The organism is Qipengyuania oceanensis (assembly GCF_009827535.1).
Taxonomy (GTDB): domain Bacteria; phylum Pseudomonadota; class Alphaproteobacteria; order Sphingomonadales; family Sphingomonadaceae; genus Qipengyuania_C; species Qipengyuania_C oceanensis.
The window spans coordinates 1,788,278-1,808,280 of record NZ_WTYN01000001.1; the positions used below are offsets into that span (position 1 = coordinate 1,788,278).

Annotated in this window: 21 protein-coding genes; 15 read left to right on the forward strand and 6 right to left on the reverse strand. The window is 65.7% G+C overall.

The window, feature by feature from the left end; all coding sequences use genetic code 11:
• The first annotated feature begins 5 nt into the window (after window positions 1–5).
• The gene (locus GRI48_RS08625; protein ID WP_160674099.1) at window positions 6–305 is read left to right on the forward strand and encodes a hypothetical protein; all 300 of its coding nucleotides are present in this window, start codon (window positions 6–8) and stop codon (window positions 303–305) included.
• Window positions 306–330: 25 nt separating this feature from the next.
• On the opposite strand, the gene GRI48_RS08630 is transcribed toward GRI48_RS08625, so the two are convergent.
• The 3 genes from GRI48_RS08630 to GRI48_RS08640 all read right to left on the reverse strand — a co-directional run bounded on the left by GRI48_RS08630 (window position 331) and on the right by GRI48_RS08640 (window position 4,198).
• On the reverse strand, window positions 331–1,362 hold the full coding sequence (locus GRI48_RS08630) for a ligase-associated DNA damage response exonuclease (protein WP_160674102.1): 1,032 nt from the start codon (window positions 1,360–1,362) through the stop codon (window positions 331–333).
• Window positions 1,363–1,438: 76 nt separating this feature from the next.
• Window positions 1,439–3,844, reverse strand: coding sequence for an ATP-dependent Clp protease ATP-binding subunit ClpA (gene clpA, locus GRI48_RS08635; protein ID WP_160674105.1), 2,406 nt, complete (start codon window positions 3,842–3,844; stop codon window positions 1,439–1,441).
• Between the two features lie 147 nt (window positions 3,845–3,991).
• Window positions 3,992–4,198, reverse strand: a complete 207-nt coding sequence (locus tag GRI48_RS08640; protein ID WP_160674108.1) for a DUF1192 domain-containing protein — start codon at window positions 4,196–4,198, stop codon at window positions 3,992–3,994.
• A 137-nt stretch (window positions 4,199–4,335) separates the two neighbouring features.
• Here GRI48_RS08640 and GRI48_RS08645 point away from each other — a divergent pair, with 137 nt between their 5' ends.
• From GRI48_RS08645 to GRI48_RS08660, 4 genes are all read left to right on the forward strand, one after another.
• Window positions 4,336–5,316, forward strand: a complete 981-nt coding sequence (locus tag GRI48_RS08645) for an NAD(P)H-quinone oxidoreductase (protein ID WP_237451783.1) — start codon at window positions 4,336–4,338, stop codon at window positions 5,314–5,316.
• A complete protein-coding gene (locus GRI48_RS08650) occupies window positions 5,316–5,948 on the forward strand; it encodes a glutathione S-transferase family protein (protein ID WP_160674114.1) in 633 nt (210 codons plus the stop codon). The genes GRI48_RS08645 and GRI48_RS08650 overlap by 1 nt, the downstream gene beginning before the upstream one ends.
• 112 nt (window positions 5,949–6,060) lie before the next feature.
• Window positions 6,061–6,777 (forward strand): DUF1013 domain-containing protein, encoded by a 717-nt coding sequence (locus GRI48_RS08655; RefSeq protein WP_160674117.1) that lies wholly within the window; start codon window positions 6,061–6,063, stop codon window positions 6,775–6,777.
• A 56-nt stretch (window positions 6,778–6,833) separates the two neighbouring features.
• Window positions 6,834–8,528: a long-chain-fatty-acid--CoA ligase gene (locus GRI48_RS08660; protein ID WP_160674120.1), complete on the forward strand. Its 1,695-nt coding sequence runs from the start codon at window positions 6,834–6,836 to the stop codon at window positions 8,526–8,528.
• Window positions 8,529–8,591: 63 nt separating this feature from the next.
• On the opposite strand, the gene GRI48_RS08665 is transcribed toward GRI48_RS08660, so the two are convergent.
• Both GRI48_RS08665 and GRI48_RS08670 read right to left on the reverse strand, forming a co-directional pair.
• Entirely contained in the window at window positions 8,592–9,026 is a 435-nt protein-coding gene (locus GRI48_RS08665; RefSeq protein ID WP_202389204.1) for a polymer-forming cytoskeletal protein, read from the reverse strand.
• Window positions 9,027–9,030: 4 nt separating this feature from the next.
• Window positions 9,031–10,116 (reverse strand): M23 family metallopeptidase, encoded by a 1,086-nt coding sequence (locus tag GRI48_RS08670; RefSeq protein WP_160675593.1) that lies wholly within the window; start codon window positions 10,114–10,116, stop codon window positions 9,031–9,033.
• A 332-nt stretch (window positions 10,117–10,448) separates the two neighbouring features.
• Here GRI48_RS08670 and GRI48_RS08675 point away from each other — a divergent pair, with 332 nt between their 5' ends.
• The 10 genes from GRI48_RS08675 (at window position 10,449) to wecB (ending at window position 18,997) form a co-directional block, all read left to right on the forward strand.
• Entirely contained in the window at window positions 10,449–11,726 is a 1,278-nt protein-coding gene (locus tag GRI48_RS08675; RefSeq protein WP_160674126.1) for a glutamate-5-semialdehyde dehydrogenase, read from the forward strand.
• A 50-nt stretch (window positions 11,727–11,776) separates the two neighbouring features.
• On the forward strand, window positions 11,777–12,433 hold the full coding sequence (locus GRI48_RS08680; RefSeq protein WP_160674129.1) for a nicotinate-nucleotide adenylyltransferase: 657 nt from the start codon (window positions 11,777–11,779) through the stop codon (window positions 12,431–12,433).
• A gap of 156 nt (window positions 12,434–12,589) precedes the next feature.
• Complete coding sequence (gene rsfS / locus GRI48_RS08685; RefSeq protein WP_160675596.1) at window positions 12,590–12,916, forward strand: ribosome silencing factor; 327 nt, start codon at window positions 12,590–12,592, stop codon at window positions 12,914–12,916.
• Between the two features lie 54 nt (window positions 12,917–12,970).
• On the forward strand, window positions 12,971–13,393 hold the full coding sequence (locus tag GRI48_RS08690) for a 23S rRNA (pseudouridine(1915)-N(3))-methyltransferase RlmH (protein ID WP_160674132.1): 423 nt from the start codon (window positions 12,971–12,973) through the stop codon (window positions 13,391–13,393).
• Between the two features lie 3 nt (window positions 13,394–13,396).
• Window positions 13,397–14,626: a murein hydrolase activator EnvC family protein gene (locus GRI48_RS08695; protein ID WP_160674135.1), complete on the forward strand. Its 1,230-nt coding sequence runs from the start codon at window positions 13,397–13,399 to the stop codon at window positions 14,624–14,626.
• 105 nt (window positions 14,627–14,731) lie between these two features.
• Window positions 14,732–16,069 carry a S41 family peptidase gene (locus GRI48_RS08700; RefSeq protein WP_160674138.1) on the forward strand — a complete coding sequence of 446 codons (1,338 nt, stop codon included), beginning with the start codon at window positions 14,732–14,734 and terminating at the stop codon, window positions 16,067–16,069.
• A 3-nt stretch (window positions 16,070–16,072) separates the two neighbouring features.
• Entirely contained in the window at window positions 16,073–16,552 is a 480-nt protein-coding gene (locus tag GRI48_RS08705; protein WP_160674141.1) for a disulfide bond formation protein B, read from the forward strand.
• A 1-nt stretch (window position 16,553) separates the two neighbouring features.
• On the forward strand, window positions 16,554–17,078 hold the full coding sequence (locus GRI48_RS08710; protein WP_160674144.1) for a demethoxyubiquinone hydroxylase family protein: 525 nt from the start codon (window positions 16,554–16,556) through the stop codon (window positions 17,076–17,078).
• 121 nt (window positions 17,079–17,199) lie between these two features.
• Window positions 17,200–17,778 (forward strand): hypothetical protein, encoded by a 579-nt coding sequence (locus tag GRI48_RS08715; protein WP_160674147.1) that lies wholly within the window; start codon window positions 17,200–17,202, stop codon window positions 17,776–17,778.
• Window positions 17,779–17,863: 85 nt separating this feature from the next.
• Window positions 17,864–18,997 carry a non-hydrolyzing UDP-N-acetylglucosamine 2-epimerase gene (gene wecB, locus GRI48_RS08720; protein WP_160674150.1) on the forward strand — a complete coding sequence of 378 codons (1,134 nt, stop codon included), beginning with the start codon at window positions 17,864–17,866 and terminating at the stop codon, window positions 18,995–18,997.
• Between the two features lie 3 nt (window positions 18,998–19,000).
• On the opposite strand, the gene GRI48_RS08725 is transcribed toward wecB, so the two are convergent.
• Window positions 19,001–20,002 (reverse strand): NAD-dependent epimerase/dehydratase family protein, encoded by a 1,002-nt coding sequence (locus GRI48_RS08725; RefSeq protein ID WP_160674153.1) that lies wholly within the window; start codon window positions 20,000–20,002, stop codon window positions 19,001–19,003.
• Between the last annotated feature and the right edge of the window lies 1 nt (window position 20,003).

Consider the following 20,003-nt stretch of genomic DNA (forward strand, 5'->3'; position numbering starts at 1 on the left):
CCACCATGCATTTCAAGTTTTTCGCCGCGTCCATAGCCGCCATCGCTGCCCCGGTCGCGATTGCTGCCGCGCCGGCCGCCGCTCAGGAGGCCGCTGCGAAGTTCAGCACCCAGCTTCCGATCGAAACGCTGATGGCCGACGATGCCGCGCGTGCGGTGGTGCTCAAGCACATGCCCGGGCTCGATCAGCATCCGGCCTACGACCAGATGAAGGGCATGAGCCTGCGGACCATCATGCCCTATTCGCAAGGCCGGATTACCCCGGAAACGCTCGACGCGATCGACGCCGACCTGGCGACTCTCTGATCGAGTACTTGTGAGGCGGGTGCGCTCAGTCATCCTCGTCCTCGTAACCGACAAGGGCTAATGCCCGCGCGCGGCGCTGGTGTAGCTGGCACCAGCGCAGCAGCGCATCCTCGCGCCCGTGGGTGATCCAGTTCTCCTGCGCGCCGACTTCCTCGATCGTGCGGGTCAACTCGCCCCAGTCGGCATGGTCGGAAATCACCAGTGGCAGCTCGACGTTGCGCTGGCGGGCGCGCTGGCGCACGCGCATCCAGCCGCTCGCCATGGCGGTGATCGGATCGGGAAGGCGGCGGCTCCAGCGATCGTTCAGCGCGGATGGCGGGCACATGACCACCGCACCACGCATGTCGTCCTTCGAATGATCGGCGACCAGCCGTAGTTCGCCGAGATCGACGCCATGTTCTTCGTAGAGGCGGCACATCCTTTCCAGCGCGCCGTGCAGATAGATCGGGTCCTTGTGCCCGACCGCGCGCAATTCCGCGATCACACGCTGCGCCTTGCCCAGCGCATAGGCGCCGACCAGCACGCAGCGATCCGGGTGCGCGGCTAGGCGGTCGAGCAACTTGGCCATCTCGTCCTCGATCGGAGGATGGGTGAACAGGGGCAGGCCGAAGGTCGCCTCAGTGATGAAGATGTCGCAGGGCGTCACTTCGAAAGGGGGGCAGGTCGGATCGGCACGGCGTTTGTAATCGCCGGTGCAAATGATCCGCTCGCCGGCATGCTCGAGCAGGATCTGCGCGCTGCCGAGCACGTGTCCCGCCGGAATATAGGTCGCATCGACCCCGCCCTTCAGGCGGATGGTTTCGCCGTAGGCGACCGGCACTGCCCTGGATGGCATCTCGCCGTGCTCGTTCTCGACCCCGGTGCGATAGCGCAGGGCCATGATCGCCAGCGTTTCCGGCGTGGCGACCGTCTCGCCGTGGCCTCCGCGCGCATGGTCGGCATGGCCATGGGTAACGAGCGCCCGATCGACGGCGCGGCTGGGGTCGATCCAGCAATCTGCCGGAGCGACATAAATGCCGTGCGGTTCGGGCGTGATCCAGGAAAAGGGCGGCGGCATATGACCGACTCAAGCAAAAGGGGCGCGAACCGTTCCCGTATCCGCGCCCCTCGCTGGTTCGATTGTCCCGGAACGATCAGCTTTCGCTGTCGTCCCCGTCCGGACCCGGGCCGGTTTCCTCGCTTGCGCCTTCGCTGGCACTGGCGTCCGGCACCTTCGTTGCGGACTTCTTCGAGGATGCTTTCTTCTTCGGCTTGGCCTTTGCCTTGGGCGGAGCGGGCGTGAGCTCGAAGACCGGCTTGCCGTCCTTCACGCCCACGTGCACCTCGCCGCCTTCGGCGAGCTTGCCGAACAGCAATTCCTCGGCGAGCGGCTGCTTGATCTTTTCCTGGATCAGGCGGCCCATCGGACGTGCACCATAGAGCTTGTCGTAGCCCTTGTCGGCCAGCCACTTCCTCGCATCGCCGTCGAACTGGATGTGGACGTTCTGTTCGGCCAGCTGCAGTTCGAGCTGGAGGATGAACTTGTCCACCACGCGCGCGACGGTGCTTCGGCCGAGGTAGGCGAAGGGCACGATCGCATCGAGGCGGTTGCGGAATTCGGGGGTGAACATCTTCTTCACCGCTTCCTCGCCCGCGTCTTCCTTGCTCACGTCGCCGAAGCCGATGCCCTGTCGTGCCATGTCGGACGCACCGGCATTGGTCGTCATGATCAGAACGACGTTGCGGAAGTCGACCGTCTTGCCGTGATGGTCGGTCAGGCGGCCGTTATCCATCACCTGCAGGAGGATATTGAACAGGTCCGGGTGCGCCTTCTCGATTTCGTCGAGCAGCAACACGCAATGCGGGTTCTGGTCGATCGCATCGGTCAGCAATCCGCCCTGGTCGTATCCGACGTAGCCCGGGGGCGCGCCGATCAGCCGCGAGACGCTGTGGCGTTCCATGTATTCGGACATGTCGAAGCGCTTCAGCTCGATACCCATGATGCTGGCGAGCTGGCGCGCGACTTCGGTCTTGCCGACGCCGGTCGGGCCGGAGAACAGGAACGAGCCGATCGGCTTGTCCGGATCGCGCAGGCCTGCACGCGACAGCTTCATCGCGGTGGACAGGCGATGGATCGCCTCGTCCTGGCCGAAGACGACGTGCTTCAGGTCGCGCTCGAGGTTCTCGAGCGCCTTCTTGTCGTCCTTGCTGACGGATTTCGGCGGGATGCGCGCCATCGTGGCGATCACGGCTTCGATCTCGCGCGAGGTGATCTTCTTGCGCCGACGGCTGGGCGGCACGAGCATCTGCATCGCGCCGACTTCGTCGATCACGTCGATCGCCTTGTCGGGGAGCTTGCGGTCGTTGATGTAGCGCGCCGACAGCTCGACCGCGGTCTTGATGGCATCGGGCGTGTACTTGACCTTGTGATGCTCCTCGAAGGCCGAGCGCAGGCCCTTCAGGATCTTGACCGTGTCTTCGATCGTCGGCTCGTTGACGTCGATCTTCTGGAAGCGGCGCAGCAGCGCGCGGTCCTTCTCGAAGTGGTTGCGGAATTCCTTGTAGGTGGTCGAACCGATGCAGCGGATCGACCCGCCCGAAAGGGCCGGCTTCAGCAGGTTGGAGGCATCCATCGCGCCGCCGCTGGTCGCGCCGGCGCCGATGACCGTGTGAATCTCGTCGATGAACAGGATCGCTTCGGGCATCTTTTCGAGCTCGGAGACGACCTGCTTCAGCCGCTCTTCGAAATCGCCGCGATAGCGCGTGCCGGCCAGTAGCGCGCCCATGTCGAGCGAGTAGATGACCGCATCGTTGAGGACTTCGGGCACGTCGCCCTCGATTATCTTGCGCGCGAGACCTTCCGCGATCGCGGTCTTCCCGACGCCCGGGTCGCCCACGTAGAGCGGGTTGTTCTTGCTCCGGCGGCACAGGATCTGGATCGTGCGATCGACTTCCGGGCCGCGACCGATAAGCGGATCGACCTTGCCGGCCTTGGCCTTGGCATTGAGATTGACCGTGAACTGGTCGAGCGCAGTTTCCTTCTTCCCGCCTTCGGCCTTCGCCTCGTCGGCCTGCTGGGCCTCGTCGGCGCCCTGCGGATTGCGGCTTTCGATCTGGCGACCGCCTTTGCCGATCCCGTGCGAGATGAAGCTGACGGCGTCGAGCCGGCTCATGTCCTGCTGCTGCAGGAAATAGACCGCGTAGCTGTCCCTTTCGGAGAACAGGGCGACCAGCACGTTCGCGCCGGTTACCGTATCCTTGCCCGAGGACTGCACGTGCAGGATCGCGCGCTGGATCACGCGCTGGAAGCCGGCGGTCGGCTGCGGATCGGCGTCGTCCTCGGTCTGGAGCGACTGGTATTCCTGCGCCAGATACTGCTTCACGGCCTCGGCCAGTTCGGCAAGGTCCACCCCGCAGGCCGCCATGACCTGGGCCGCATCCTCATCGTCCGTCAGGGCGAGGAGAAGATGCTCGAGCGTCGCGTATTCATGGCGCCGTTCGGCCGCATCGGCGAGGGCGGCGTGGAGCGTCTTCTCGAGGTTCTGGGCAAAGCTGGGCATGTAATTATCTGTCCTGATTGATAGAACTGGATTTGTGAAGATTGCGTTGCTGGGGATGAACGCATGCTGATGCGGATCTGGCGGCTGTCGGCGCCGTGTCCAGCCAATATGGGAAGCCGCCCCGCAATGTGTAGGGGCGGTGGCGGGTCACGACCCTGATTTCCTGCCGAACAGGGCATCCGCTGCGGCGCGATGGGAGCTGGCCCTTTCGCGATGGTCGCGGACCCGCTCGATCTCCGCTTCGAGCAGCTCGATCCGCTCGCCCAGCTCGTCGACCGAATAAGGCGAGAGGTCTTCGCCGGCGAGCTTGCTCGCGGCATCTCCTCTCGGGCGTGGACGGTCGTCTTCATCCATACGAGTGATGTTCGCGCCTGTGGCGGCTTGCTGTCAATGGGAGCGCTGGCTAGTTGTCCGCAGTTGCGATGGCGCTGTCACCCGGCAGCCACACCGCGACAGGGGGTTTTGCAATGGGTCAAGTTCTGCCGGATACGATGACTGCGATGGGGTTCGACGAACCCGGCGGGCCGGAGGTATTCCGCGCCGAAACGCTGCCGGTTCCGCAGCCGGGAGAAGACCAGGTGCTGATCCGGGTCAGCCATGCCGGGGTCAACCGCCCCGACGTCATCCAGCGGCAGGGCTTCTACCCGCCCCCGCCGGGCGCCTCGCCGATCCCGGGCCTCGAGATATCGGGCGAAGTCGTCGCGCTGGGCAAGGGCTCGCCCGAAGCGCTGCTCGGCCAGAAGGTCTGCGCGCTCGTCTCCGGCGGCGGCTATGCCGAATACTGCCTCGCCCATTTCCGGCATTGCCTACCCGTGCCTGCAGGAATGGCGCTGGACGAGGCCGCGGCGATTCCCGAGACTCTGTTCACGGTCTGGCACAACGTCTTCGAACGCGGGATGGCCGCCGAAGGCGAGACGCTGCTGGTCCACGGCGGGACCAGCGGGATCGGCACGATGGCGATCATGCTCGCCAAGGCCTTCGGGCTCGACGTGATCGTGACCTGCGGCGACGACGAGAAGTGCGCCGAGGCGCGCAAGGTCGGGGCCGATCACGCGATCAACTACAAGACGCAGGATTTCGTCGAGGAAGTGGAGCGGATCACCGGGGGCAACGGTGTGGAAGTCGTGCTCGACATGGTTTCGGGCGATTACGTCGCGCGCAACATGAAATGCCTTGCCGAAAGCGGGCGTCACGTGACGATCGCGGTGCTGGGCGGACCCAAGGCGGAAATCAACATGGCCGTCGTCATGAGCCGTCGCCTCACGCTAACCGGATCGACCCTGCGCCCGCGCACCGACGCGTTCAAGGCCGCGCTCGCCGACGAGATCGCGCGCACGGCCTGGCCATTGTTCGAAAACGGCGACATTCGCCCCGTCATGGACAAGATCTTCGCGCTGTCCGATGTGTCCGCCGCTCACGCGCGGATGGAAGCCGGCGACCATATCGGCAAGATCGTGCTGGAGGTCGGCTGATGGCGGAGCGATACACGCTTCACGAGGACCCGCGCAGCGGCAACTGCTTCAAGATCGCCCTCACCGCAGCTTTGCTCGGCCTGCCGCTGGAGCGCAGGCAATACGATATCATGGCCGGAGAGACGCGGACCGAGGAATTCCTCGCCCGGGTCAATTCGAACGGCCGGATCCCCGTGCTGCAGATCGACTGCGAGGACGGTTCGACGCGGTTCCTGCCCGAAAGCAATGCGGCTTGCTGGTACCTCGCCGACGGCAGCGCGCTGATCCCGGATGACCGGTTCGAGCGGGCCGACATGCTCCGCTGGATGTTCTTCGAACAGTACAGCCACGAACCCAACGTCGCGACCTTGCGCTTCTGGCTCCGTTTCGTGGGCAAGGACAAGCTGTCGGACCACCAGCGCGCGCAACTGATGCCGAAGCATCTTGCGGGCGAGGAGGCGCTGCGGGTGATGAACGGCCATCTGGCGACGCGCGACTGGTTCGTCGGCAATTCCATCACGCTCGCCGATATCGCGCTCTATCCCTATACTTCGGCTGCGGCGGAGGGGGGCTTTGACCTTTCGTCCTGCGATGCGATCCGGGCATGGATCGAGCGGGTGGAGGCCAGCAAGGGCGCGATAGCCTTCGACTGACCGGCGGCATGAATCCTTGCGCGGCGACGTGCTTTGACCTAGATCGTCGGGGCAACGGCCGCTCCGCAAGGGGCGGCCCTTTACATTTTCAAGCCGATTTCAGGACCGATCCATGGCCAATCAACCCACCCCTCTGATGCCGCATGCTACCGCCACCTGGCTGGTCGACAACACCGGCCTGACCTTCGAGCAGATCGCCGCCTTCTGCGGCATCCACATCCTCGAGGTCCAGGCGATGGCGGACGATCTGGCCAGCAGCAAGTACACCGGCCGCGACCCCGTCCACGCCGGCGAACTCACGCTGGAGGAAATCGCGCGCGGCGAGGGCGATAGCGAATATTCGCTCAAGATGCAGAAGGCCCCGGTCGAAGTCACCCGCACCAAGGGTCCGCGCTACACGCCGGTTTCCAAGCGTCAGGACAAGCCCGACGGGATCGCCTGGTTGCTGCGCAACCATCCCGAAGTTTCTGATGCACAGATTTCCAAGCTGATCGGCACGACGCGCAACACCATCGGCGCGATTCGCGAGCGGACGCACTGGAACATCCAGAACATCCAGCCCAAGGATCCGGTGACGCTGGGCCTGTGTTCGCAGCGCGAGCTCGACGCGGTCGTCGCCAAGGCTGCCAAGAAGGCAGGCACGAGCGAAACCGAAGAAGCGGCGCCGGTCGAGGCGGGCACCGATCGCGAGAAGCTGATCGCCGAATTGCGCGCCGAACGCGATGCCAACGAGAAGGCCGCTGCCGAGGCTGCGCAGGAAGCCGAAGCGGCTGCCTGGCTCGAGAACAAGCGTGCCGAAGAGGCCGGCGAGGCGACCGATCCGGCCTGAGGCCAGGGGCCAGCCTATTCGCTTGCCTTTCCAAGGGAATGCTGCATCCTGCTGACATGAATGTCAGCAAGGCACATCCTTCACCCGCGACCTATGGCCATCCGGTTCCGTGGGCGACGCATTTTTCGCCCATGACACTCCCGGAAATGTTTGCCCGAACGGTTTCACGGGCGAGCGGCAAGCGGCTGCTCGCGTTCATGGGGCGCGACTACAGTTACGCCGACCTCTATGCCGAGGCGCAAGCCTTCGCGGCGGACTTGCTCGCGCGCGGGATCGAGAAGGGCGACCGGGTCGGCCTGTTCCTGCCCAATGTGCCGATCTACGTTTCCGCCTATTACGGGGCGATGATGGCGGGAGCCACGGTGGTGAATTTCTCGCCGCTGTACACGGTCGAGGAATTGCGCGCCCAGGTCGCCGATTCGGGGACGAGGATTCTCGTAACGGTCGACGTGCCGGCGCTTTATCAGACAGCCAAGAAGGTGCTCGACGGTTCGCAGCTGGAAACGCTGATCGTCGGCGAACTTGCCGCCATGCTCCCGACGCTCAAGCGCATCGGGATGAAGCTCCTGAAGCGCAGCGATATCGCGCGGGTCGAACACGGTTATGGCGTCGTCCGCTGGTCGGATTGCGTCGCCACCCGCAGCCCGGACGTGCGCCCGGTCGACCTCGAACCCGAAGACATCGCTTTGCTGCAGTACACCGGCGGGACGACCGGCACCCCGAAAGGCGCCATGCTCAGCCATGCCAACCTGTCGATCAACGCGCAGCAGGTCGCCGGGCTCAACCCGTTCGGCGCGCCCGAGAGCGAGATCTTCATGGGCGCGCTGCCGATGTTCCACGTCTTCGCCAATACCGCGCTGCTCAACCACGCGGTCGTGACCGGCGGCGCGATCGCCATCGTCCCGCGCTTCGATGCGGGGCAGGTGCTGGCCACGATCGAGAAGACCGGAGCAACCGGTTTTCCCGGCGTGCCGACCATGTTCCAGGCGTTGCTCGACCACCCTAAGCTCGATTCGACCGACCTGTCCTCGCTCAAGGTGTGCATTTCCGGCGGTGCGCCGCTGCCTGCACCGGTGCGCGAGAAGTGGGAGAGCCGAACCGGTGTGCGGCTCGTAGAGGGCTATGGCCTGACCGAGAGTTCGGGCGTGGTCTCTGCCAACCCTTATGCCGGGCATCGCAAACCCGGCACGATCGGCCAGGTCGTGATGGGGACCGAAATCCTGCTGCTCGACAAGGAGGACGAGACCCGGTGCGCGCCCGATGGCGAGCCGGGCGAGCTGGCTATCCACGGCCCCCAGATCATGCAGGGTTACTGGAACCGGCCGGAAGCCAGCGCTCAGGTGTTCATAGAGCACGAGGGCAAGACCTGGCTGCGAACGGGCGATGTCGCGACGGTCGACGGCGAGGGGTTCCTGCAGATCGTGGACCGGATCAAGGACATGATCGCGGTCGGCGGCTTCAAGGTATTCCCGAGCGAGGTCGAAAAGGTGCTGCTGGAGCACCCGTCAGTCAAGGAAGCGCTCGTGCTCGGCCTGCCGGACAATTATCACGGCGAATATCCGGCAGCCTACGTCACGCTCAACGATGGCGCGGAGGAAACGGGCGAACAGCTGGCCCAGTGGCTCAATGCACGCGTCGGCAAGCATGAACGGGTGTCCGGCGTGACCGTGCGCGAGATCCTTCCCAAGACGATGATCGGCAAGCTCGATCGCAAGGCGCTGAAAGCCGAGATCCTCGGCGAAGAAGCGTAGCGGACAAAGGAAAAGGGCGCGCCTCGCGGCACGCCCTTCTTCCTGTAACGAATGTGAGGCCGATCAGCCGGCGAGGCTGAGCTTGGGCTCGCTGCCGTCGGGGTTCGTGCCGTCCTTGCCGGCTGCATCGCCCGCCGGAGCCTTCGCCTGGTTCTGGGCCTGCTTGGGCTTGCGATTGGCAAAGCGCCCTTCGACCTGCGCACCCTGTTCGATGGTCAGCGCATCGTAATGCACGTCGCCGTCGATCCGGGCGGTCTTCAGGATCACCAGTTCGCGGGCATTGATGGAGCCTTCGACCGATCCGGAAAGCCGGGCGGTTTCCGCCTCGATCGAGCCGGAGATCTTGCTCGATTCGCCCTGGACCAGCGAGGAGCAGGCGATGTCGCCTTCGATCGTGCCGTCGACATGGAGGTCGGCGCTGGCCGAGATGTCGCCCTTTATGGTGACGTCCGAACCGATCACGGAAAAGGTCGAGTTGGAATGGTTATTCATGGCCATGGGATCAGCTCCTACGCTCGGGTGCGGAGAATCCGCGGGCTTCTTTGAGAACATCGGGTGCACTCTCCAGGAATGGGCGCGGATTGACCGCGCGATTGTTGATGCGCAGCTCGAAATGGAGGTGCGGTCCGGTCGATCGGCCGGTGCTGCCGATGGCGCCGATCACGGTTCCGGCATCGACGGTCTGGCCGCGCCGGGCGGCAAATTTCGACATGTGGGCGTAGCGGGTCATCAGGCCGTTGCCGTGCGTGATCTCGACGACGTTGCCGTAACCCGACTTGCGCCCGACGAAAGTCACCTTGCCCTTGGCGGCGGCATAGATCGGGCTGCCGATCGGGCCTCGGAAGTCGAGGCCGTAATGCATCGCGCCGGCGCCGGTGAACGGGTCGCGGCGGTAGCCGTAGCTCGACGTCACCATCGCCACATTGGCCGGTGCGACCTGGGGGATGCCTTCGAGACCCTGCTCGAGAGCGGCCATCCGCGCGAGGCTGAGGCCCAGCCGCTCGAACCGCGGATCGACCTTGCCCGTGCGCCCGATGTTGAGCTTTTCCAGCGGACCACCCATCGCCTGCCGGTCGGCAGCGCGCATCATCACGTTCGGATCGAGGCCGAGCTTGCGGAGCGCCTGGGCTGTGCGTTCCGCCCGGCGGTCGGCATAGCGGGTCAGCTTCTCGACGAAAGCGATCTGGCGCGCCTCGATCTGGGCCAGCGCACTTGCCTCGGGGATGGCGGCACTGACCTTGTCGACCGTTGCAGTCGTCTCGGTAGTGCTGTCCGAAATCGTCTCGTTCGTCTTCGCATCGGCGGGCAGGGCATCGACCATGTCCTCGATGAACTGCTGGCGCTTGACGAGGTCGGTGGCGACCGCGTCGATGTCGTTGCGATAGGCAGAGACACGCTCTTCCGCGGTGGCGACCTTCGCTTCGCGTGCGAGCAGCGAATAGCGGTCCGCCTCGGCGCGGTACTGCGACCATGCCATGCCGGCCATTGTCACGGCCCAGGCCACCAAGGCCAGCACGGCGAGCGCCGCGGCCCGCTTCTGCAGCTTGGAGGAAATTTTGATGAAGCGGACCTGGCCTTGCGAGCGCATGATGAATTCGCGCTCGGGAAACCAGCGTTGCAGGCGGTCTGCGAGCCTGCCGGCTGTCAATTTGTTGAGCAAAACGACCCCTCGTCGGTACTGTTTTATCGATCCCGTGGAGGGCGAGCTACCAAGTGCCTGGTTAAAGGTCGATTGGACGGAATTGGTAAAAGGGTCGAGTCGACGGACTCCCGGGACGAGTCGAGCGTGAACATTCACATTTTTCGGTTTCGGTTGAAACGAATCATGTGAATCTGCGTTTAGCGCGCCGATTCTCCCGCCGCTCTATCCTTGCCGAGCCTGCGGCTGACAGCGTGGCTTCTGCCTGTTAGAGACGTCGCATGGCTGAAGCAGACCCCCAACTCGACACAGATTTCACCAAGCTCGTCGCCGACCTCGCAAAGGACGGTCGCGCGGCTCAGCGCAAGCTCGCCGCGATGAGCTCCGAGCAGAAAGCGGCAGCGCTCCACGCCGCCGCAGACGAACTGCGCGCGCGCAAGACCGCGATCCTCGATGCCAATGCGAAGGACGTGGCATCGGGCGAGGAGCGTGGGCTGACCGGCGCGATGCTCGACCGCTTGCGGCTCGATCCGGAGCGGCTGGAAGGCGTCGCCTCGGCCGTCGATGCCGTCGCCGACCTGCCGGACCCGGTGGGCGAGGAGATCGACCGCAACACTCAACCCAACGCCCTGGTGATGACGCGGGTTCGCATTCCGGTCGGCCTGCTCGGGATCATCTACGAAAGCCGTCCGAACGTGACTGCGGATGCAGCGGCATTGTGCGTTCGCGCGGGCAACGCCGTGCTTCTGCGCGGCGGCACCGAGGCGGTGCATTCGAACCGCGCGATCCACCAGGCGATGGTCGCCGGGCTCGAGAGCGCGGGTGTACCTGCAGCGGCAGTGCAGATCCTGCCGACGCAGGACCGGGCAGCGGTCGGCGCGATGCTCAAGGCAGCCGGCCTGATCGACATGGTGATCCCGCGCGGCGGCAAGAGCCTGGTCGAGCGCGTCCAGAACGAAGCGCGGGTGCCCGTGCTCGCGCACCTCGATGGCTTGTGCCACACCTATGTCCATTCGGCGGCCGATCCGGCCAAGGCCCGCGACATCGCGGTCAACGCCAAGCTGCGCCGAACGGGTATTTGCGGCGCGATGGAGACCCTGCTGATCGATGCGCAGTTCGACGGAGCGGCGGACGTCCTGGCCGCGATCGCCGACAAGGGTTGCGAACTGCGCGGCGATGGTCGTGCGCGTGCACTCGATTCCCGGGTCGCCCCGGCCAGCGAAGATGACTGGGACACCGAATATCTCGACGCGATCCTCTCTGTGAAGATCGTCGATGGTCTCGACGAAGCGATCGCCCATATCGAGGCGCACGGTTCGCACCACACCGATGTCATCGTGACCGAAGACGATGCCGCCGCGCAGCAGTTCATGGCCGAAGTCGATTCGGCCATCGTGATGCGCAACGCCTCCAGCCAGTTCGCCGATGGCGGCGAGTTCGGCCTGGGCGCCGAAATCGGCATCGCAACGGGCCGCCTGCACGCGCGCGGCCCCGTCGCGCTGGAGGGGCTGACGACATACAAGTGGCTCGTCCATGGCGACGGCCAGACCCGCCCGTGACATGCGGCTTCTAGCCGCGATGGTGTCAAGGGCCTCTGCCGAGAACCGATTTGGCTCGTAGGCGGGTCGGTCTTCTGGGTGGGAGCTTCAATCCTGCGCATGGCGGGCACCGGCGCATTTCGCTCTTCGCGCGCGATGCGCTGGGGCTGGACGAGGTGTGGTGGCTGGTTTCCCCGGGCAACCCGCTCAAGCCGAAGAAAGGCATGGCATCGCTGTTCGCGCGGATGAAGGCGGCGCAGAAGCGGGCGCGCCGTGCGCCGATCGTGGTGACCGCGATCGAGCGCGAGTTCGGGTCGCCCTACACCGTCGACACGCTGCGCTCGCTTGCCCGGCGCTATGCCGACACCGAGTTCGTCTGGCTGATGGGTTCGGACAACCTGTTGCAATTTCATCGCTGGAAAGACTGGCGCTGTATCGCTCGGACGATGCCGATTGCGGTCATCGCCCGGCCCGGGTATGATGCCCAGGCTGTCGCAAGCCCCGCGATGGCCTGGCTCGGTCGTTTTCGTGTACCGCTCGCCGGATTTCGGAAACGGGGCGAATGGAGTGCGCCGAGCCTGGTGATCCTGCGTTTCGATCCCGACCCCCGGTCCGCAACGGCTATCCGCCGCGGCGATCCCGATTGGGCGGAACGATACGCTACCGGCACGGTGCGAGACCAGCTGACGCACAGGCGCATCGATCCGGACGGAGATCGTCCGGCGTGAACCTCGCCCTGCGCCCGCCGTCAGCTTTCATCAATGCAGATTGGAGTAGTGCACACGCCTATGAACCAGGCGCAAACCTCTGCGGCACCCGCCGCATCGCAAACGGCCGGACTCGCCCTGTCGAGTAACGGCAAACCGTCCGACGACGTGCTCGCCATGGTCCTGGCGCAGCTCGACGACGACCAGGCGCAGGATGTCGTGACCATCCCGCTCGAAGGCAAGTCGAGCATTGCCGACCACATGATCATCGCTTCCGGCCGGTCGACCCGGCAGGTCGCCTCGATGGCGCAGAAGCTCGCCGAAAAGATCAAGCAGGCGGGTTTCGGTCCGGTCCGGCTCGAAGGCCTGCCGGCCGCAGACTGGGTGCTGATCGACGCGGGCGACGTGGTCGTCCACCTGTTCCGTCCGGAAGTCCGCAGCTTCTACAACCTGGAACGCATGTGGGCCTTCGGAGACGCCCCGCCTGTGACCGGCAACGGCTGAACAAATCGCGGTGCGCGGGTTCCTAAGCCGCGTGCCGGGGGCTAGAAGCGCGCCATGCTGCTGCATGTGATCGCGCGCGGAAAGATCGGCCGCTCCCCCGAGGCGGAGCTCGTTGCACGATACGAAAAGCGGATCGGCTGGCCAGTCCGGCTGACCGAATTGCCCGAAACGGGCGGACGCATTCCCGAATCACAGATGCCTTCGCGCACGGTCCTGCTCGACGAGCGCGGCGATGCGCTCGGCAGCGAGGATTTCGCCGCCAAGCTGGAGCGCTGGCGTGACGCGGGCGTGCGCGAAACCCGGTTCCTGATCGGTGCCGCCGACGGTCACTCGGACGAGGAGCGGGCGGCAGCCGACCTGCTATTCAGCTTCGGCAAGGCGACCTGGCCGCACCTGCTGGCACGCGCGATGCTGCTGGAACAGCTCTACCGGGCGACGACGATCATCGCCAACCACCCCTATCACAGGGCGGGCTAGGCCATGCGCGCCGCTCCGCTCGCTGCCGTGGCCGCAACCTGCGTGGTCCTTGGCGCAGCCGCATTGGCGGCCGGTCGTATCGACGCGCAGACGCCATCCCCCAGTGTGACCAGGTCCGACGCCCGAGCCGCGCTCGACCAGGCGGAAGCCGATCGGCGGGCCGCGGGCCTGCGTGCCCAGACGCTCGAGAAGCAGGCGGAGCGGGCGGAGGAGGCCGCGAAAAAGGCCGCCAGCGAACGGGCGGCGCTCGCGGCACGAATCCAGCAGGCCGAAGCCGCGATCACCGCTGCCGAAGTGCGCGTGGCATTGATCCAGGACCAGCAGGCCGCGCTCGATCTCGGCCTTGCCGAAAAGCGCCAGCCTCTCCTCCGGCTGACGGCAGCGCTCCAGCGCATGGCCCGCCGCCCGCTCGCCCTGTCCGCCCTGAAACCGGGCAGCCTAAAGGACGCGGTCTACGTGCGTGCCATGCTCGCGACCAGTGTCCCGGAGATCCAGCGGCGGACGAGCGGCCTGCGCGCCGAGCTCGCGCGCAGCCGTAAGCTAGCCAGCGAAGCCAGCGCCGCGCTTGCGACCCTGCGCGAGACCGAAAGCACGCTCGACCAACGACGGCGGAGTCTCGCGGCGCTCGAAGCGCGCGAGAGAATGGCCAGTCGCCAGGCCGGTCTTGCCGCCCGCCGCGAACAGGAGCGCGCCTTCACCCTCGCAGAAGAAGCGCGCGACCTCGACGCGCTGGTCGGCGAATTCGACCGTGCAGGAGCCTTGCGCGCGCGCCTCGCCGCCTTGCCCGGACCGGTCCTGCGCCCCGGTAGCGGCGGCCCCGCGACGGTGCGCATGGCCTTGCCGACGCCCGATGCTCCGACGCAATCGGCGCCCTCGGGATATCGCCTGCCCGTCACCGGACGGATCGCGACCGGGTTCGGCGAGCGGTCGGGAACGAGCCTGCCCAGCACGAGCGTGAAGCTGGCACCGAGAGCCGGCGCGGTCGTCGTCGCCCCGGCAGCGGGGCGTGTCGTGTTCGCCGGCACCTACCGGGGCTATGGCAAAATCGTGATCATCGAGCACGGTGGCGGCTGGACGAGCGTGGTGACCGGTCTTGCGCGCACCGATGCCCGGGTCGGGGAGCAGGTCGTCGGCGGTTCGCCGCTGGGTCGCGCCGGGCAGGCCGATCCCGCGATCGGGCTGGAACTGCGCAAGGATGGCCGTCCGACCAATCCCCTGTCGCTCATCCGCTAGCTCGGCGAGGGCGTCCGTCGAGCCTTGATGGCCGTTCGCCAAAGGCAATCTGGCATTCATCCCGCCGGCGCGATAGACTGGCGGCAACAGGAAGGTCTGCACACGATGAAATTCGCGAACTTGGTCCGGGCAACAGCGCTGGTGAGCGCGGTGGCGATGATTCCCGCCACGACAGCCGGTTTTGCCGCAGTCGATGGCCGGGTCGGCCCGGAATTCGCGCGTTTCTTCGCCACTTACGAGCGAATCAAGTCCAGCTATGTCGAGGAAGTCGACGACGAGAAGCTGATTCGCGGCGCCATCGACGGCATGCTCGCCTCGCTCGATCCGCATTCGGCCTATCTCGACGGTGCAGGCTTCCAGCGGCTCGAAACGATGATCGACGGCAATTATTCGGGCCTCGGCCTGTCCGTCGTGATGGAAGACGGCGCAGTGAAGGTCGTCTCGCCTTTCCGCGGCAGTCCGGCAGAGAAGGCGGGGCTCAAGGCCGGCGACTTCATTACGCATATCGACGGCAAGCTGGTCTACGGCGGCGACATCGACGAAGCCGTGACCCGGATGCGCGGCCCCGCCGGTTCGGCGATCAACTTGACGATCTTTCGCCCCGGCCGCGACGAGCCCTTCGATGTCCGCGTGACCCGCGGCGTGATCGAACTGGAGCCGGTCACCCATGAATTGCAGGCCGGCAACATCGGCGTGATAACAGTGAACGAATTCTCGCGGGACGTCGGCAGCGATGTCTACACCGCCTGGGAAGCGCTCCGGAAGCAGGCGAGCGGGCGCATGAACGGGCTGGTGCTCGACCTGCGCTCCAATCCCGGCGGCGCGCTGGAAGAGGCGGTGAGCCTGTCGGACCTGTTCCTGACCAAGGGGCGGATCGTCTCGCAGCGCGGCCGCGCGCGGGGCGAAAATCTCGCTTACGATGCCGAAACCGTGTTCCGTGGCGATATCGCGGAGGGCGTGCCGCTGATCGTGCTGATCGATGCCGGTACTGCGTCCGCGTCCGAGATCGTCGCCGGGGCGCTGCAGGACCACCGCCGCGCGGTTATCATGGGCGAGCGCAGCTTCGGCAAGGGAAGCGTCCAGTCGATCCTGCCGCTCGGCAACAACGCCGCGCTCAAGCTGACTACCGCCCGTTATTACACCCCGTCGGGCCACTCGGTGCAGGAGGGCGGAATCAAGCCGGACATCGCGGTGCCGCAGCTGTCCGATCCCGATCTCGCCAAGCGGGCCAAATTCCAGATGCGCGAATCGGACCTGCGCGGCCATTTGATCAACGAGCTGGCCATGGAAGACGAGGCGATGGAGGCCGACCGGCGCGAGGATCCGCGGTTCCAGAAGACCGCGGAGCAACTCGAGAAGGAAGGCATCGACGATTTCCAGCTGCACTATGCGCTGGAGACGCTGCGCCGCACCGCGCCCCGCACCATGGCCTCGCGCAACTGACCGATGGCGGAAGATCCCTCGGCCAGACTGGCTCGCCAGCTGGCGCTGGCAACGCCGGCCCTGCTCCTGGGCGGGGCGCTGGTTTCGCAATACGGCTTCGGTCTCTACCCGTGCGAGATGTGCATGTGGCAGCGTTACCCGCATTACGCGGCGCTCGGCTTTGCGCTGCTGGCGAATTTCGCCCAGCCCAGGCGGATGTGGACGGCGGCGGCAGCGCTGGCCATCCTCGTCTCGGGCGCGATCGGCCTGTTCCACGCGGGCGTCGAGTATCACTGGTGGGAAGGCATCACCGGCTGCGCGCTGACTGCGGACACCACGGGGACCGACGCGCTCGAGGCAATCATGAACGCGCCGCTGGTCCGGTGCGACGCGCCGGCCTGGACGCTGTTCGGCATTTCGCTCGCGGGATGGAACTTCCTGTTCTCGACAGCGTCGGGGCTGGGTATCCTCTGGCTCCTCTCACGCAGCGCAAGGCAAGGCTGACATGACCTACAAAACCCCTCGCGAACGCATGATCCGGGTCGACCAGGCCGGCGAATTCGGTGCGACCCGCATCTACGAAGGCCAGCTGGCGGTCATGGGCAACCGCGGCCCGCATTCGGGCGAGATCGCCGCCATGGCGCGCCAGGAAGAAGGGCATCGCGCGCGGTTCGACGCCCTGATGGCCGAGCGCGGCGTGCGCCCGACGATCCTGCAACCCTTCTGGTCGATCGCGGGGTATGGCCTCGGCGTCGCGACCGCGCTGATCGGGCCGGAGGCGGCGATGGCCTGCACCGCGGCGGTCGAGGAAGAGATCGACCGCCACTATTCCGAACAGCTCGACGAGCTCGAGGCCGATGGCGACGATCCCGAACTCGCTGCGATGATCGAGGAATTCCGCGAGGACGAGCGGGAGCATCGCGATGCCGCGCTTGCCGCCGGGGCCGAGCGTGCGCCCGCATATCCCCTCCTTGCAGGCGCGATCCGCCTGGGCTGCCGCGCCGCGATCAAGCTGGCGGAGCGGATCTGACGGGCCAGGAACTGCCGACCGGTCCCGATCGCTTCCAGAGGCAACCCGCCAGGGAAACGCTTCACTTGGCATTCACTGCAAAGCGCGCCTAACTGGGTGCGAACAGACAAAGAGACCCGAAATGATCCGCAGCCTTTCCCTTCTCCCGCTCTCCGCTTTGGCGTTCGTTGCCGCGCCCGCAGCAGCCCAGGACGATGCAGGCGACAAGGTCAACATGGTGATCATTTACGGCGACGATGACTGCCCGGCCTCGACCGAAACCGAGATTACCGTTTGTGCGCGCAAGGCGGAAAGCGAACGCTACCGCATCCCCGAGACCCTGCGTTCCAGCGGCTCGCCCGCTAACGTCGCATGGGCCGAACGGGTCGAGAAACTCGAGACGGTGGGCAGGTTCGGCACGATGTCGTGTTCCCCGGTCGGCGCCGGGGGAGTGACCGGTTGCACGCAGGAAATGATCGATGCTGCCTACGCCGATCGCGAGAACAATTCCGATGTCCGCTTCGGCCAGCTGATCGAGAACGCGCGGCAGGAACGCCTGTCGACGATCGACGAGGATGCCGCGGAAACGCAGCGCGACGTCGAGGCGCTCGAGCGGGCCTACATGGAGAAGCTGGAGCGCGAGCGCGAGGGCCTGCTGCCTGGCGAGGAAGGCCCGGTTGCCCAGCCGGTCGACACGGCCAACACCGACGAAGCCGAATAGGCAGATCGCCCGGCCGGAGATTACAACTCGGTAACGGCGCGCTTTCACGCTGGCGGCAATTCCGGGTGCGGGGCAGACCCCGGCCATGGGGTCGCAGCCGAAAATCCTGACGGTCGTCGGCACTCGCCCCGAAGCAATCAAGCTATTCCCGCTGATCCACGCCCTGCGCGCGGATGGTCGTCTCGCCGCGCGGGTGTGCGCGACCGGCCAGCACGCGGGGATGCTTGCCGATGTGCTCGCGTTGGCCGGGATCACGCCCGATCACGACCTGGGCCTGATGTGCGCAGGCCAGTCGCTCGACAGGCTGACCGCAAGGCTGATCGAGGCGATCGGGGAAGTACTCGACCGCGAACGCCCCGACGTCGTGATCGTGCAAGGCGATACGACCAGCGCCTTTGCCGGCGCGCTGGCCGCGCATTACCGGCAGATCCCGGTGGCGCATGTCGAGGCGGGCCTGCGCAGCGGGAATATGCATCATCCCTGGCCCGAGGAATTCAATCGCAAGGCGATCGCGGCGGTGGCTGACTGGCATTTTGCTCCTACCGATGCGGCGCGCGACGCGCTGCTGGCGGAAAATGTCCGTCGGCAATCCGTCCACGTCACCGGCAACACGGTCATCGATGCGCTTCTATGGATGCGCGCCAGGCTTGCCCGGCAGCCGTCGCTGGCGGAGCGAATGAGTGCGATCGAACAGGCGTGTCATGGGCGCCGCATCATCGCGGTGACCTGTCATCGGCGCGAGAATCTCGATGGCGGAGTTGAGCGCATTGCAGCGGCGCTGGCCGAGCTTGCAAGCAGGAACGACGTCGCGATCGTGCTGCCGCTCCACCCCAATCCCTCGGTGCGGTCAAGCTTTCTCGACGCGCTGTCGTGTCGCGATCAAGTGCATCTGGTCGAGCCGCTGGGATATCCCGATTTCGTGCGGCTGCTCGATTGCGCTCATCTCGCTCTGACCGACAGCGGCGGCGTCCAGGAAGAGGCGCCCGCATTGGGCACGCCGGTGCTGGTCATGCGCGAGACGACCGAGCGGCTCGAGGGGATAGCGGCGGGAACCGCCCGGCTGGTCGGGACCGACAGCGATCGGATCGTCGCCGAAACCGCGCGGCTGCTCGACGATCCTGTTGCCCATGCGACGATGGCGCAAGCGCACAATCCCTATGGCGACGGAAGGGCGAGCGGCCGGATCGTCGATGTGCTGGCGGCGGCACTCATCGCCTGATCGTCAGATGCCGTGATAGTCGCGATACCAGGCGACAAATTTGGGGAAGCCAGTCTCGACCGGGGTCGTCGGGCGATAGCCGAAGTCACGCTCCATCGCGGAAATGTCGGCATAGGTGCGCTCGACATCGCCCTTCTGCATGCCGCGCATTTCGATCTCCGCCTTGCGACCGCAGGCATCCTCGATGATCCCGATGACCTTCATCAACTCTTCGGACCGGTTGTTGCCGATATTGTAGATCGCGTGCGGGGCGTGGCTGCCGCCCGGCTTCTGCGCGCCATCGTCCGCGGGCGGGTGGTCGAGACAGGCAATCACCCCGGCGACGATATCGTCGATATATGTGAAGTCGCGCTGCATCTTTCCGTGGTTGAACACCTGGATTGGCCGTCCTTCCAGGATCGCGCTGGTGAACAGCCAGGGCATCATGTCAGGCCGCCCCCACGGCCCGTAAACCGTGAAGAATCGCAGGCCCGTCTGCGGCAAGCGGTAGAGGCTGGCGTAACTTTCGCTGATCAGCTCGTCGGCGCGCTTGGTCGCGGCGTAGAGTGAGACGGGGTGGTCCGTCCGGTCCTCGACCGAGAATGGCACTTTCTCGTTACCGCCGTAAACCGATGACGAACTTGCATAGACCATGTGCCCGATGGCGTTGTGCCGCGCATATTCGAGCATGTTGACATGCCCGACGATATTTGCCGTCGCATAGACGTGCGGATTCTCGATCGAATAACGCACGCCCGGCTGGGCGCCCAGGTGAACGATGCGCTCGATGCTGCGACCTTCGAGGCACGACGCCAATGCCTCGCGATCGGAGAAGTCGCAGCGCTCGAATGCGAAACCTTCCCCGCCGGCACCCGCTTGAATATCGGCGACGCGCGCCTGCTTGAGCGCTACGTCGTAATAGGGTTCAAAATTGTCGATCCCGAGCACCGTATCGCCCTGCGCCACAAGCGCGCGGCAGACCGCGGCACCGATGAAACCGGCTGCTCCAGTGACAAGGGTGGTCATG